14 protein-coding genes are annotated in these 15,229 nt (G+C 46.5%); 1 reads left to right on the top strand and 13 read right to left on the bottom strand.

The window, feature by feature from the left end:
- Nucleotides 1-186 (top strand): hypothetical protein (locus V7161_RS13320; protein WP_335445601.1); only part of this gene is annotated, 186 nt, incomplete at its 5' end.
- A gap of 204 nt (nucleotides 187-390) precedes the next feature.
- Here V7161_RS13320 and V7161_RS13315 read toward each other — a convergent pair.
- The 13 genes from V7161_RS13315 to V7161_RS13255 form a co-directional block, all read right to left on the bottom strand.
- Nucleotides 391-1,611 (bottom strand): CaiB/BaiF CoA transferase family protein, encoded by a 1,221-nt coding sequence (locus tag V7161_RS13315; RefSeq protein ID WP_335445600.1) that lies wholly within the window; start codon nucleotides 1,609-1,611, stop codon nucleotides 391-393.
- 53 nt (nucleotides 1,612-1,664) lie between these two features.
- Nucleotides 1,665-2,834 carry an acyl-CoA dehydrogenase family protein gene (locus V7161_RS13310; RefSeq protein WP_335445599.1) on the bottom strand — a complete coding sequence of 390 codons (1,170 nt, stop codon included), beginning with the start codon at nucleotides 2,832-2,834 and terminating at the stop codon, nucleotides 1,665-1,667.
- A 72-nt stretch (nucleotides 2,835-2,906) separates the two neighbouring features.
- Entirely contained in the window at nucleotides 2,907-3,707 is an 801-nt protein-coding gene (locus V7161_RS13305; protein ID WP_335445598.1) for an enoyl-CoA hydratase-related protein, read from the bottom strand.
- A gap of 14 nt (nucleotides 3,708-3,721) precedes the next feature.
- Nucleotides 3,722-4,651, bottom strand: coding sequence for a hydroxymethylglutaryl-CoA lyase (locus tag V7161_RS13300; protein ID WP_335445597.1), 930 nt, complete (start codon nucleotides 4,649-4,651; stop codon nucleotides 3,722-3,724).
- Between the two features lie 258 nt (nucleotides 4,652-4,909).
- Nucleotides 4,910-5,476, bottom strand: a complete 567-nt coding sequence (locus tag V7161_RS13295; RefSeq protein WP_335445596.1) for a Fe-S-containing hydro-lyase — start codon at nucleotides 5,474-5,476, stop codon at nucleotides 4,910-4,912.
- A 15-nt stretch (nucleotides 5,477-5,491) separates the two neighbouring features.
- Entirely contained in the window at nucleotides 5,492-6,343 is an 852-nt protein-coding gene (locus tag V7161_RS13290; protein WP_335445595.1) for a fumarate hydratase, read from the bottom strand.
- A gap of 7 nt (nucleotides 6,344-6,350) precedes the next feature.
- Nucleotides 6,351-7,853 carry an FAD-binding protein gene (locus tag V7161_RS13285; protein ID WP_335445594.1) on the bottom strand — a complete coding sequence of 501 codons (1,503 nt, stop codon included), beginning with the start codon at nucleotides 7,851-7,853 and terminating at the stop codon, nucleotides 6,351-6,353.
- A 52-nt stretch (nucleotides 7,854-7,905) separates the two neighbouring features.
- Nucleotides 7,906-9,255: an MmgE/PrpD family protein gene (locus V7161_RS13280; protein ID WP_335445593.1), complete on the bottom strand. Its 1,350-nt coding sequence runs from the start codon at nucleotides 9,253-9,255 to the stop codon at nucleotides 7,906-7,908.
- Nucleotides 9,252-10,169, bottom strand: a complete 918-nt coding sequence (locus V7161_RS13275) for a succinate--CoA ligase subunit alpha (protein ID WP_335445592.1) — start codon at nucleotides 10,167-10,169, stop codon at nucleotides 9,252-9,254. Before V7161_RS13275 ends, V7161_RS13280 begins: the two co-directional genes overlap by 4 nt.
- A 1-nt stretch (nucleotide 10,170) precedes the next feature.
- A complete protein-coding gene (locus V7161_RS13270; RefSeq protein ID WP_335445591.1) occupies nucleotides 10,171-11,370 on the bottom strand; it encodes an ATP-grasp domain-containing protein in 1,200 nt (399 codons plus the stop codon).
- Between the two features lie 58 nt (nucleotides 11,371-11,428).
- Nucleotides 11,429-12,094, bottom strand: a complete 666-nt coding sequence (locus V7161_RS13265; RefSeq protein WP_335445590.1) for a GntR family transcriptional regulator — start codon at nucleotides 12,092-12,094, stop codon at nucleotides 11,429-11,431.
- A gap of 92 nt (nucleotides 12,095-12,186) precedes the next feature.
- On the bottom strand, nucleotides 12,187-13,647 hold the full coding sequence (locus V7161_RS13260) for an SLC13 family permease (protein ID WP_335445589.1): 1,461 nt from the start codon (nucleotides 13,645-13,647) through the stop codon (nucleotides 12,187-12,189).
- Between the two features lie 71 nt (nucleotides 13,648-13,718).
- The gene (locus tag V7161_RS13255) at nucleotides 13,719-15,071 is read right to left on the bottom strand and encodes an MmgE/PrpD family protein (protein WP_335445588.1); all 1,353 of its coding nucleotides are present in this window, start codon (nucleotides 15,069-15,071) and stop codon (nucleotides 13,719-13,721) included.
- Nucleotides 15,072-15,229: the final 158 nt, after the last annotated feature.

Raw genomic sequence — 15,229 nt, 5'->3', positions numbered from 1 at the left:
TTAGTTTTCAAAGAACAAGGCTACTACATTGGATTTACTTCTAGAGAAACAACTTTGAAAACTCTACTTGCAGCCTTGCGACGAGCTGAACATTACAGCTTTGAATACGCTATGGCGCAGGAGCAATATCAAGTTGTTTTTTTAGAATTTCTAAGTTATCGCTCAAAAGCGACTTTATTATCATAACAAGTTATTAACTCGAAGTCAACAACTTTTTTGTTTTTCTTTCATCGTCTCGCTGACGACTTTTCATATATTACAGGAGATTTTTAGATTGGTCAACACCTTTTTACAAAAAAAATAAAAATGATTTTCAGGTGGTGGCAGTCACTTAAAAACGAACACCCACTGCTAAATAAAAAGCAGTGGGTTCGTTTAGAGCACTCTATTCTATTTACCCGATTCTATCTTCTTCTTATATTTAGCCTGGATCGTACCATCATGGATAAACTGTTTTATTTTTTCATGATTGTAGCCAAGAGTACCTAATATCTCTTCCGTATTCTCTCCAAGTTTAGGCGGAGCTTTTTGAATGGAAACAGGTGAGGTGCTTAGTTCAAAAGGAAGTCTTGGCAGTTTGAAATCCTTTATCGTGGAGTGAGAGACATTCGTCCACATCCCGATTGCATCTGCCTGCTGATCCTGTACTACTTCAGATATTTTCTTAACCTTTGAACTCGGTACTCCCGCATCAGCTAATAACTGTACCCATTCATCCGCCGTCTTAGCCTGAAGAATGTTTTCAATCGCTACTCTTAAATTCTCCCGATGTTCTACCCGCTCCGGATTATTTTTGTAGCGTGGATCCTCTATCCATTCATCCTTACCGAACACCTTACATAATCGCTTGAATAATGAATTATTTGAAATGCCAATAATAACAGGAGCATCACTTGCCTGAAAAGCCCCATACGGTGCAAAAGCAGTATGACCCGCACCATTTTTCCGCGGCTCCACCCCAGTCGCAAGCCAGGATAACATATGATAGCCGACCCAAAAGACCCCTGTTTCATAAAGAGAAGTGGTTACTAATTGTCCTTCTCCTGTTTTTAGTTTATGAAATAAGGCTGAAATTACGCCAATGGCACCCCACATGCCACTGCCTTGATCTAAGACGGATACAGGAACGCGGGCAATCTCCGCTCCTTCTGCTCCGTTAATTCCAATAATCCCGGAATCCGCCTGCGCAATGGCATCATACCCGGGACGATCACAAAGCGGACCTTCCTGGCCATAAGCCGATAAAGAACAATATACTAAAGAAGGTTTTAGCTGCTTTAATCTTTCATAACCAAGCCCCATTTTTTCCGCTTTTTGATGGCGGAAGTTTTCTACAAATACATCTGCAGACTTGACAAGGTCATACACAATCTGACGGCCGCTTTCCTTTTTTAAATCGATGACAATCGATTGTTTATTCCGATTGATTTGAAGGAAATAAACTCCTTCTCCTTCCCAAAAGGGTCCCATTCCTCTAGAATCGTCTCCAATGTCCGGTCTTTCAATCTTAATAATTTCTGCACCTAGATCAGCTAAAATCATTGTTAAACTTGGGCCTGAAATATTTGTCGTTACATCAACTACACGAATGCCGCTCAATGGTCCTGGCATCTCGGCTCCCCCTTTTCTAAATAGAGGACCTGCTGCCCTCTTGATTGTCTTTTTTAAAATGAACGTGGCAATCCAAGGACATGCTGTCCTACATAGCTTACAACTAGATTGTTGGTAATCGGGGCTACAATAAATAAACGTGCTTCCTTAAATTTTCTTTCGATATTGTATTCTTTTGCAAAACCATAACCGCCATAGGTGTCCATAGCTGCATTCGCTGCGCGCCAGGTGGCTTCAGAGGACAAATATTTTGCCATGTTTGCCTCAGCTCCGCATTCGACGCCTGCATCGAACATTTCAGCCGCCTTATCTCTCATCAATTTTGCGGCCTGGATATCCATATAGCCTCTGGAAATCGGGAATTGAACCCCTTGATTTTGCCCGATCGGACGGCCGAAGACGACCCGTTCATTGGCATATTGGACCGATTTATCGACAAAGTACATCCCGTCCCCGATGGATTCAGATGCGATAAGAATCCGCTCAGCGTTCATCCCGCCAAGGACGTAACGGAAGCCTTTTCCTTCTTCGCCGATCAAGTTTTCAACCGGGATTTCAGCCCCTTCAAAAAATACTTCTGTAGTCGCATGGTTAATCATCGTATCAATTGGACGAATATCAATTTTATCGGCTTGTTCTTTCATATCTAAAATAAACAGGCTCAAGCCGTCTGTCTTTTTTGCCACTTTGTCTTTTGGTGTCGTTCTGGCCAATAACATCATTAGATCGGAATGCTCCGCTCTGGATGTCCAGATCTTTTGGCCATGCACCACATATTTGTCTCCGACTCTTTCGGCGAAGGTTTGGATGCTGGTGGTATCACTTCCGGCAGTAGGCTCTGTGATCCCAAACGCTTGCAGGCGGAGTTCGCCGCTGGCGATTTTCGGAAGGAATCTTCGTTTCTGGTCCTCATTGCCGTGGCGCAGCAAGGCACCCATCGTATACATTTGGGCATGGCAGGCGCCAGCGTTGCCGCCTGAACGATTGATTTCTTCTAAAATAATGCAGGCTTCCGTCATTCCTAGTCCGGCTCCACCGTATTCTTCCGGAATCAAAACAGACAGCCATCCCTCTTCGGTTAAAGCTTGGACAAAAGCGGTAGGGTACTCGCTTTTTTCATCTAATTCCCGCCAGTAATCTTCAGGAAAGCGCTCACATAAGGAACGAACGCTTTTCCGGATCATTTCGTGTTCCGTATTTTCCATCAATTTTGTATTGGACATTTTTTATATACCTCCAGGTTTTTAAAAATTGTAACGGGTTATCTTGACAGTAAAATCGGCTCTCCTACCTATTTAACGCCCTCTCCACTCCGGCGCACGCTTTTCATTAAAAGCATAAATGCCTTCAAGCCGGTCTTCTGAATTCGCGCATGTATAGTAGGCTTCTAATTCCAAAACAAGTCCGGTAGCTAAATCCGTCTCTGTTCCTTTATTCACAGCCTTCTTTAATGCTTTTAAGGAAAGTGGCGCATTCATGGCAATGCTTTCAGCGAGCTTAATCGTTTCCTCTAACAAGGCTTCACTCTCAAACACATGATTGATAAGCCCCCACTGTCTTCCTTCTTCTGCTGTAATCCGCTTTCCAGTAAATAGGATTTCTTTTGCTAAGCCGATTGGCAAAATGCGGGGAAGCAATTGTGAGCCTCCGATTCCTGGAATCAGCCCCAGTTTCGCTTCTGGAAGACCTAATCCAACTCGCTCAGCAGAGGTTCTTATGTCGCAGCTAAGCGCGATTTCAAGTCCTCCGCCTAAGGCATAACCGTTAATCGCGGCGATAACAGGGAAAGGAAATTCCCGAATGCTCTCAGTTACTTTTTCAAAATAATCGTGCTGCTTTTTCCAGTCCTTTTTGGACATGCCATTACGTTCTTTGAGGTCCGCCCCGACACAGAAGCTTTTAACGCCGGAACCGGTGACCACCAATACACGTACACTTTCGTCATATTTTAGTTCCTCTAAGGCTTCTATTAATTCCAAAGCCATTTTCGTATTCATAGCATTCATCGATTCCGGGCGGTTCAAGGTTAAAATCGCAATCCCTTGATGGCTTTTTGCCCTTTCCAATTTAATGGTTTCATAGGTTTTCACTAGCATGTATTCTCATCCCTTTAACATATTTTAGTAGGCACAGGATATAGTCGGGAGCTTTTTCCAGCCTTTGCGACCTGACCTGGCAAATCATGTTCTAGTAATTCTTTCAAGCGGTGGGAAGCTTCGATTAAATAATCTAGATTAATAGAGGTTCGGATACCCATTTCCTCCAGCATGTGAACCACGTCCTCCGTGCAGACATTCCCCGTTGCACCGGGAGCAAATGGACAGCCGCCAATTCCGCCCAGGGACGCATCGAAGATTGTGATTCCTGCCTCTAAACCAGCCACGATATTGGCCAGCCCCATTCCCCTTGTATTGTGAAAATGGCAGCCAAATTCAGCATCCTTCCATTCATTCACGACTTGCTTCGTCAATTGATAGACTTGCTTCGGATTGGCCATTCCGGTTGTATCTGCGAGCGTAATTCTTTTGATGTTATGTAAGAGAAGTTTTTCAATGAGATTCATGATGCGTTCGGGCGGGACTGACCCCTCAAAGGGACAGCCAAATGAAGTAGCAACTGTAACGTTAAGTTGGATCTCGTTATCTGATGCGAATTGAGATAAATGCTTGAAGTTTTCCAATGACTGTTCGGTCGTTTGCCGGACATTTTGTTCATTATGGGTATTACTTGCTGAAAAAACATAATTGACGGACTTGACGCCATTTTGTTTAGCCATTTCGAGTCCTTTTAAATTTGGTACCAGGGCCACGAGCTGCATTTCGTCAAATGACTTTAGATGCGAATAAAACGCTGCGGTATTTGCCATTTGCGGCACGAGTTTTGGGTGTACAAAGGAGCCAAATTCGATTTCGGATACATTGGCCTTTTGCAAAAGGGAAAAGATCTCTACTTTCTCGTCAACTGTTAATACTTTGGATTCGAGCTGAAGTCCATCCCGTAAGCCCACTTCGTAAATCGTGACTTTGTCGGCTAATTTCATCGTAATCGCTTCCTCCATAAAAAAGTAATTCATCTTTATAATTAGGATACTGTATCCAATATACAATTTCAATAGTTTTTAGAATTTTCATAAATTAATTCTGGATTTCTTAAACACTAGGAATGAAATAACATGGAATTGTCTTATGAATGGAAAATGTCTATGGGACAATATCATCCTGAAAAACTGCTAAACTGTTCCATAGAGGCAAACCAAATGTATAGTTTCCATAACAAAAAAACAAGGCCGCCGAAGAACTTAATCAGCGCCTTGTCCTTGTTTAAATTGCAGTTTCCCTATTTTGTACCAATCATTTCCCTCGCTATCCACGATGACCACAGCTGGAAAGTCTTTGATTGTAAGCTTATAGATCGCCTCCGGCCCTAGGTCTTCATAGGCGACGACCTCCACAGACTGAATCGTCCGGGCAATCAAGGCCCCCGAACCGCCGATAGCAGCAAAATAAACAGCTTTATTTTTCTTCATCGATTCAATGACTTCCTCGCTTCGGTAACCCTTTCCGATCATTCCCTTTAAACCAAGGTCCAGCAAAGAAGGAGTATACTTATCCATCCGTCCGCTTGTGGTAGGACCGGCGGAACCAATCACATGCCCCGGCTTCGCTGGAGTCGGTCCCACATAATAAATCGTCTGCCCTTTCACATCAAAAGGCAATTCCTCGCCTCTTTCCAGTGCTTCAAACATTCTTTTATGAGCCGCATCCCTGGCCGTATAAATCGTACCGCTTAATAAAACGCGATCCCCCGCTTTTAACTTCAACAACTCCTGTTCGGATATTGGATTCAATAAGTCAATAGCTGACACCAAAATCCCTCCCCTCTAGATTCTGACCTCTTTATGTCTGCTCGCATGGCAATTCAAATTGACCGCAACCGGCAAAGCGGCAATATGGCAGGGTTCAATCTCAATTTTTACATCCAGCGCCGTCGTATTCCCGCCCATCCCCTGCGGACCGATGCCAAGCTCATTGATTTTTTCCATCAATTCCATTTCCAGCTCCGCGATTTCCGGCCGTTCACTGCGGTGTCCGATCGGGCGGAATAACGATTTCTTCGCCAAATACGCACAGCGCTCAAAATTGCCGCCAATCCCTACTCCGACAACTAGTGGCGGGCAGGCATTCGGCCCGGCTTGAGCGACAATGCTTAAAATATAATCCTTAATCCCCTCTACCCCATCAGCAGGCTTCAGCATTTTCATTGCGCTCATATTTTCACTGCCGCCGCCTTTTGCCGACATATGGATGACCAGTTCATCCCCCGGCACGAGCTCAATATGAATAATAGAAGGAGTATTATAGCCTTTACTCTTTTCCCTTGTAATCGGGTGATCGACGATCGAATGCCGTAAATATCCTTCTTCATACCCTTTCTTGACCCCTTCATTAATGGCATCGTACAGACTGCCGCCGCTAATGTGGCAATCCTGGCCTACTTCCACGATAAAAACGGAAACCCCGGTATCCTGACACATCGGCACACGCTCCGAACGAGCGATATCGGCATTCAGCAGCAACTGTTTTAAAATGTCTTTCCCTGTTTCCGATGTTTCTTTTTTCAAGGCTGTTTGAAAGGCTTGAATCACATCCTGACCCAGCTCAAAATTGGCCTCCAGACACATAGCAGCTACCTGGTTTACTATTTCTTCATAAAAAATCGTCCGCAAAGCCATCTTCCCCTTATGCATGAATTTCTTTCGTGAATGTAATGTTTTCCCCTTGAATAACTAAACTACCTTCCCATTCCTTCTTTTCCACTTTCACATCCTGCAGGATATGGGCCCCTCTGCTTTCCTTTCTCATCGCTCCCGCACGGGCTGCGGCCCATGCTGCCCGGACCTTATCATGAAGCTGCAGTGCTGCAGTCCCATTTTCTTCTTTTAAATACAGTGCCAACTCAGCCAATTCGTTTTCTGCCTTTTCCAAAGAACTAGATGTCCTTTCGATGCCGACAAAGTTCCACATGATTTCTTTCAGCCGCTGGGAAATCTCCAGAGCTTTGCCTTCAGGAAGAGTATCTTCTCCAAAAGGCTTCGCCTCGATCTTTGCCGGTACTGGCACTCCTTCATGCACCGCCATTTTCCCTGTCCGCTTTCCAAACACAAGGGCTTCCGTCAAGGAACCGCCGCCAAGCCGGTTCGCACCGTGAAGGCCGCCGGTCACTTCCCCGCAGGCAAATAATCCTTTTAGGTTCGTCCGGCCATATTCATCGACTTTAATCCCGCCCATGCAATAATGCTGAACAGGATACATCTTCCAGTCTCCTTGATATCCTTTTTTCACGAGCCTGTAGACATAAGGGCTGTCCTTTGCTAAATCTTCAATAGAAACATTCGAAAAGTCCAAATATACCTCGTTTTGCTTGAACATTTCGTAGCTAAGGATGTCCCTTGTCTCCAGCTCCTGTCTCGGGAAATCCTCCATAAACCGCTCCAAGTCCCGATTCAAAAGGATGGCTCCTTTTCCAAAGATCCTCGTCATCACATCAAGGTTGGCAGGCTGCTGCAGCCGGTACGGATAAAACTGGACAAATTCCATATCCACAAGCTCGGCCCCATGTCTCCAGGCCAAGCTGATGCCCTCTCCCGAAACATCCTTTGGATTATCGGTTGACGCATAGAGCCCGCCGAATCCACCCGTTGCTAGAATCGTTGACGGAGCAGAAAAAGCCGTCACCGCACCTCCCTTTTCCACCACCACACCTACAACCGCTTGGCCCTCCTTGACCAAATCAACCAAGACTGCCTGCTCGAAAAATTCTACCCCTATCTCAATGGCATATTGCCTTAACACCTTTGTGGTGTTTTTTCCGAGGCCGTTTGCCGCATAGACCCTGCGCGGAAACGAGTGGCCGGGAGTAGCGACCTTCCGCTCCCGTTCCAGCTCAATTCCGAATTTGCTTTCCAGTTCATTGACCCTTACAGTACATTCCTCTGCTAAAATTTTCGCTAATGTTGGATTTGATAGACCTCTGCTGCCGCGAAGAATATCGTGGAAAAATGTTTCCGGTGAATCTCCATCTGAAAAAATCGCCGATTGGACGCCATCCGAAATGACTGAAGAGCCGCCGTATCCCGCTTTGCCTTTTGTCAGCAAGGCAACCCGCGCCCCTTCTTCCCTTGCCGAAATCGCCGCGGCAAGGGCCGCCTGACCCCCGCCCATAACGATCACATCATAGTTCATGTTAAAACCAACTCCCCATTATAAATTCCATACGAAACAGGGCTAATCCTGTTTAATGAGGCAAATGCAGCTTTCTTCCCAGCCACTCTCTCGTCTCGATTCGATCTAATTGAAAAATTGCTTCCACTTCTGCTTCCGGATTTTCTAGTTTATCGGCTGTCATGGAAATAAACTTCTCAATCAGTTCCTCTTTACTTGCCATTTTTTCTGGATCGCCCTTTGGATAATCCGTTGCTTTTTCGAAAACTTTTCCGTTATCAAGGACTACCTCGACGCTGGCTCCCCATTTTTCCGGATAGGCCCCTTCATAATAGGGATCGACGAGCACGTCTACTTTTTTCATCAGACTCAAAATCTCAGAGTCTCGTAAGCTTTCTTCCATAAAATCCCTTAGGGAAGCGGAGCCCTTTACAGCGGCGAGGCTGGCGCAGAACTGACTGCTGAATTTGCAGGCATAAACGCTGTCTGGATTCGGTTTGTCGGTGATATTCAAGACGGTTTGATACGTTTTAATCGTAATCCGCTCGATTTGCTGATACGAAATGGAATGTTCATTCATGATGTCGAGGATGCAATCGATGGCTGGGTGCGTATGACGGCAGGAGGCATGGATTTTAAAGCTGTTCTCAGTGATCTTCCATTCTTCCCCAAGATTTTTCGTGATTTTTGAAGGGTCGGCCGCTTCCGCCATCGCTTCAAAGAACCCTCTTCTTCCTTCTAAAATTTTCGTCGCGGACGTGAAATTCTTTTTCGCAAGCAGGGCAGCGAGTGTACCGTTGTAGGCGGCTTTCGCGGTGTGCAGCTGTTTCGTGTTCGCCCCATCCTCGATAAACTCCCACAATCCGGCCGCCTGGCTTCCGGCATTTCCGAGGGCGTACATCGTTTGCTCCACGTTTAAGTTTAATAGCTTGGCAACGGCGGCTGCAGAGCCAAAGGTGCCGCAGGTGGCGGTATTATGCCAGAAATAATAGTGGGACGGGGAAACGGCTTCGCCAATCCGGTAACAGACCTCATAGCCGACAGCTACGGCAGTAATCAAGTCTTTCCCAGATAGGTTATAGGCTTCCGCCGCTGCGACCGCTGCCGGAATGACTACAGTACCGGCATGAATAATCGAAGATTTATGAATATCGTCGAGCTCGACAATATGGCTAGAAGCCGCATTGACCAGCACCGCATTGCCAAGCGATGATTTTCCGCCTGTCACAAGACTGGCCTGCTCATGCCCGCCCCATTCTTCCACAAGCTCTTTGATTGCCTGGATCGGAGGCAGGTCTTTTCCGGCTACAGCAGAACCATACCAATCGAGGATACAAATTTTCGTAAACTCCACAACATCTTCCGGCAAATCTGCAAAACTCGTACGGCAAACATATTCAGCTAACTTTTTTGATAGTGTCATTGTCCCTTCCCCACTTTCTTTCCTACAATCGTTTTTAAAGCTTCAAGGATCTCATCGTATTCCTCGACAACAATGGCACCGGCTTCCCTGAGCGCCTTCATTTTTAAAGAAGGGCGTCCGATATCCCCGGAAATCATCGCACCGGCATGCCCAAAAACCGTTCCTTCCGGCAGACTTTCCGTGAATTTTCCGGCAACGAACGAAATGAGCGGCTTCGTAAATCCGCCGGCTTTGATAAATTCCGCCGCCTCTTCTTCAAAGGAGGTTCCCGGTTCAGAGAACGTCACCACTGCTTCCGTTTCCTCATCTTTTTCAAAAAGGGCCAATAAGTCTTTGATGGAGGTTCCGATTAAACTATCGCCGCCGATTCCGATACTTGTGGTGACCCCAAAGCCAGCCCGTTTGACCATCCAGGAGGTTTCTGCTGTCATGCCGCCGCTTCTAGAGATGACACCCACATTCCCAGGTACAAAACAGCGCTCCGGCCGGTCTCCGCCAATTGATCCCATTTTGATTCGGTCCTTCGGATTGATCATCCCGACCGTATTAGGGCCGATGATGGTCACCCCTTCCCTCCGAGCCGCATGCAGCAGCTTGACGGCATCCTGCTGGGGAATGTTTTCGGTGGTGACAACGATTAATTTAATTCCCTGCTGAATCGACTCGAGCACGGCATCTAGGGCAAATCCGGGCGGGACGATGATCAGACTGGCATTAACCTGATGTTTCTGAACAGCCTCCGCGACAGTATCGTATACCGGAATCCCTTGAACAAATTGGCCGCCCTTCCCAGGGGTTACGCCAGCAAAAATTTTCGTTCCGTAGGCGAGCGTATGGCCGACCACCATGGCCGCTTCCCTGCCGGTAATCCCTTGCACAACGATACGGGTATCCTGATTAATAAGAATCGCCATCCTAGCTAACCCCCTTCATCTTTTCAACCATCACTAACGCAGCTTCCTCAATGGTCCGTTCTTCGCCAAAATACTTTATCCCGGCATCTAGGAAAATCCGTTTTCCTTCCTCGTCATTCACGCCTGCCTGCCGGACGACAATCGGAAAGGTGTTGAGGTCGAGTGCCATATCCTGCACCGCCCTGACGATTCCTTTGGCCATCACATCGATTTGCGTATTGTTGGTGATGTTTTGCGAGACGAACAGTCCCTTCACTCCCTGTTTGGAGAGAATCCCTTTTGTCAGTCCATAGACCTTCTCTTCTGACGGATTTCCGCCCGTTTCGGTATAATTGGCCGGTTTGCCGCCTAAGCGGGTCAATGCGTCAAAGCTTAACAGACTCCCACCTCCGCCTCCGCACATAAAGCCGATATCTCCTCCATCCATTTCTGTAAAGCGGGCGGTGCCGCGGTAATCGGCATCGTTCACCTTGACCATTTCTTTTTCAAGCTTTGTCAGCGGCCTCCACGACCGTTCACTTCCGGACTCCACTTTTCCTGAAAGCTCCGGCTGGCGGTGGAGCGCCGAATCATCAATCCCCATCACCGATGCCGCCGCCACCACCTCTTCGTCCTTTGTCAGCACAAGCGGGTTAATTTCTAAGATATAACAATCATATTTCGTAAAAATATCATAAAGACTGCATAAAACGGCCGTGGCCTTAATGAGCGGCCTACCCGTTACGCCGAGCCTGCTCCATATTTCCTTCGCCTGATAAGGATACAAAGGAAGGAAGGGATCCATATGGTGAATGACGACCTTATCCTGAGCGTCTTTCACGAGATCCTCCACTTCCACTCCGCCTTCGGTTGTGGCGATAATGACCGGAAGCTGTTTTTCACGGTCAATGGTAATCGAAACATACCATTCTTCATCAATATCAATCTTTTCTTCTATTAAAAGCTTTTCGACTGGATAATTCCGAACGGTCATCTTCAATAGCTGCTCTGCCTTCGTTTCGGCTTCTTCGATGGTTTCGGCAAACTGAATCGCCCCAGCCTTTCCTCTTTTTCCCACCGGCACGAGCGCCTTTAGAACACAGGGTTTCTCGACATGCTGCTCTGTTAATTCATTTGAAGAAGTAATCACCCAGTGGTTGGGAGCGGGAACGCCGTTTTCTTTTAAAATCGTTTTACTTGCATCTTCAAGCATTTTTCCCATCTTCATGCACCACCTATTTTGGATATTGGATACAATTAATTTTTAAAAAAAGAGAGAATTAATTCTTTCCCTCTTCTTTTAAACCCTTCACTAACATCTCACCGGTTCGCGAAATGTGTTTCGAAACCAGGTAAGCTGCTGTTTCCTTATCTTTACGTAAAACAGCGTTTAAGATACTTCTGTGCTCGACATTCGATGTATCCTTTTGTCCTTTTAAAATATGGGGGGTTTGCATCGGCAGGCCGTTCCATAATGTACTGATAAACGAGTTTAGACGGTCCCAGGTACATCGCTTGATTAACAGACGGTGAAATTCGATATTATTGCTGACAAACTCATCCACATCCTGGCTTCCTTCCATTTTCTCCACCAGCGCCGTTAATTCCTTCAGGTCATCCTCCGTTAAGTTCTCCACACTTTGGTAGACGGCCATTTTTTCTAATTCGGACCGGAGGGCATAAATCTCCTCAATATCCACCACATTGATGGATTTCACCACGGCGCCTTTATGCGGTTCAAGCTTAATCAGTCCTTCGGCTTCTAGCTTTTGAAACGCTTCACGGATCGGCATTCGGCTGACACCCATCGCATCAGCAAGTTCCGATTGTTTAAGGCGCTCGCCTGGTTTAAAATCGCCTTTTAAAATCGCTTCGCGTATTAAGTTAAGAACTCTTAAATGCAATGTATCTCTGTTTTCAATCATGAGTCCATTTTTTTCGATCATCTTTAACGACCTTTCCAAATCCTATTTGGAATTAGGATACAGAATCCATTTCAAATTGTCCATAGATTCTGATGACTTGCCACAAATATTTCTTATAGGAGCCCTAGCCAGTTCCACCAAGTAATGGCAGTTAAGAGGACAACGATGCTCATGAAAACCGTCAATAAAATACCTGGAATTAAGAACTCCTTTTGCTCGATCCGGCCTGAACTATGAACAATGATATTCGGTGTTGCCTCAACGACCAGAATATACCCATGCAGACAGGCAATGGAGGCCGTTAAACAAATAAGGACAGGGTCGGCCCCGGCCTTAGCCGATAATCCGATAAAAATCGGCACCAGGGTGACGACAGCGGTCGAGACATTCGCCACGGCCAAATGGAGTATATGGGTAATCACGAGAATGGTCACGACGGCGACAATCGGCGAGTGGAGAAAATAAAGAATCCAATCGGAGCTTAAACTATCGCCAACGAGCTTTGCGGCTCCCGATTTATTAAAAGCATAGCCGAGTGAAAGCGTAACGCCCATTAACAGGACCGTATCAAAATTAATCTTCACCAAATTGTCCCATTTCGTGCAGCCGATCCCCGGCAAGCCCATTAACACCACCCCAATCAGTGCCGGAACACTTGGATGTAATCCGTGCAGGGGCTCGGTAAACCATAAGGCCACAATCATGAACAGGATCGCCAGACACTTTTTCTCTTTGATATTCAATTTTCCCAGTTCTTCCAGCTTCTGTTCCAGCTCTTCTTTTACATGGGGAAATTGTTTCTCTTCCTCCGTTAAGGGGAACCGTTTTAATAACGTAAACCATACGACCGGGATCATGATGAGCCAGATGGGGAAGGTGTAGGAAAACCATTGAATGTAGGTGATTTTAATCCCTACAAACTCCTTTAGCAGTTCCACCGTTAAAATATTCCCGATGGCCGCTGTCATCACCGCGGTACCGCTGACCGTCCCGCCAAACGCCACCCCAAGAAGGATCATTTTTCCGAGGTTCCCTTTGGCTTTTTTCCCAATGGTGTCCAGTGCCATCGTCGCGACCGGAAGCATCAGTGTTGCCCTGACCGCTGCTGCCGGAATAAAAAACGACTGGATCTGCGGAATGATCAGGATGCTCCCCAGCAGACCCTTGGCCGTTCCTCCCCATTTTGATAAAAAAACATAGGCGATTCTTTTGGTAAGCGTCGTGTCATTGACCCCTTTGGCAAGCATCATGCCGCCAATGATGAGAAAAACGGCCGGCGAAGCAAATCCGCTGTAGACGACATCTGTTGTCACCACGCCGAATACCAGCATTAAGATGAGCAAAATCACGGCCGTCAAGCCAATCGGAATCGGCTCAAACGTCCAATAAAAGACACTCAGCACTAAAAATGCCAGCATGATTCTTGCCGATCCTGTATAGTTTGCGGGGAGGATGAAATACACTCCCGCCATTAAAAGAATGCCAACGAGCAGGATGATGATTTTTTTTACTTCGGGATGTGACTTTTGCTTCTGTTTTGTTACTACACTTACTCTTGTATTTGGGAAAGCCATATTTCTCTCCTTTTCCCCTGAAAGACATAATCACCTTAAGAACCAGAATTCAGTCCCCTCGGTGATTGGTTTTAATATTGATTGGCTGTTTCCTTCGGCTGGCACAGCTGGAAGAACGACGTCAAATCCTCCACCTCTTCAAATCGGTCGACAAGGTCAATCAGTTCGTTTTTCGCTTCGAGGCTGATGATATCGCCTGTGACATCGATGAATTTCTCTTTGATTTGTTCATCCGTCATTGGGTTATCCTCACTGCCGATCGCATGCTCAACAAAATGGGAAACCTCGGTGCCATCTGTTAATTTAACAGTGAGCTGTACTTGGTCTTCTTTAATCTTCTCATCAATTATGAGGGTGATTTTGTCACGAAGCTTCTTCACCGCAAGATCATTTACATATTCATCAGTGAATTCATAGACGCCGGCCTTCAGGTTAAAGAACCCGGCTGCGACACAATGATAAACACTAAATTTCCCTTCAAGCCCGGTGGTAATGTTTGTTTTTCCAGTAAGCTCTTTGACAAGCGGATGGGCGGTGATCGTGATCGATTCTACTTCTTCAGCTTGAAGCTTGTGTTCCTTCTGAATCGTAATGATTGCATCGATGGCCGGATGGGTAACGATTCCGCTGGCGAAAGGCTTGTAGCTGTTCTTCTCCACTTCCCACTTTTCGCCCCACTGTTCCGTCACGAGCTCGGCCTTGTTCTCTTCAGATAATACTTGGAGGAAACCGCGCTTCGCTTCAAGCGGCTGTTTGGAGGCGGTGAAACCCTGTCTGCCTAATAGGGCTGCTAATAGACCGTTCATGGCCGCTTTGCCTGGATGATACGGCTTTGTCATCGTGCCGAACATTTCGCGAAGACCGGTCGGATCAGTTGCTGCAATCCCAAGAGAGTAAATGGTATTCTCTAGGTCTGAGTCCATCAGCTTGCTGATTGCAGCTGCCGCGCCAATTCCGCCGACGCTTCCGGTAATATGCCAGCCACGCCAGTAATGAGATGGGTAGACACTTAAGGCCAGTCTCGCTTCGACCTCACAGCCGATGATAAAAGCTTGCAGGACATCCTTGCCTGTTTTGTTGTGTTCCTCAGCATAGGCGAGGATGGCTGGAAAAACGGGTGCGGAAGGGTGCAAGACCGTTTCTAGTAGGGTATCGTCAAAATCAAAGATATGGGAGGACATTCCGTTGAGCAGGGAGGCAAACAGCATGTCGACTTTTTCATTTCTTCCGAGCACGGTTGCCTGCGGCTGGCTGGCAGTCATTCTAGCAACATTCAGCACCATATCCATCGATTCGTGGTTGGCCGCGCCGATCGCCACCCCAAGCCAGTTTAATAGACTTCGTTTCGCTTCCCTTAAGGAATTTTTGCTAAATTGCTCGTAAGATGTATTAGTGATATGTAGGGCTAATTTTTCGGTTACCATCTGGTTCTCCTCCGTTATTCTAGTTTTTTAATCTGCAGCTTCATTTAATCTGGAAGCTTGCTTTTGGGGTTTTCGGGTAATGAAAGGCTCTTTCATTTACTGTAGAGCTCACTTTTCGGCTTTGGCGGGCAATGAAGCTTCCTTTCATTTACCGTAGA

It is taken from the genome of Neobacillus drentensis, assembly GCF_036965425.1.
GTDB classification, from domain to species: domain Bacteria; phylum Bacillota; class Bacilli; order Bacillales; family Cytobacillaceae; genus Neobacillus; species Neobacillus drentensis_F.
Note: the sequence above shows the minus strand (reverse complement) of the source record. Positions and strands in the feature narration are given on the sequence as shown.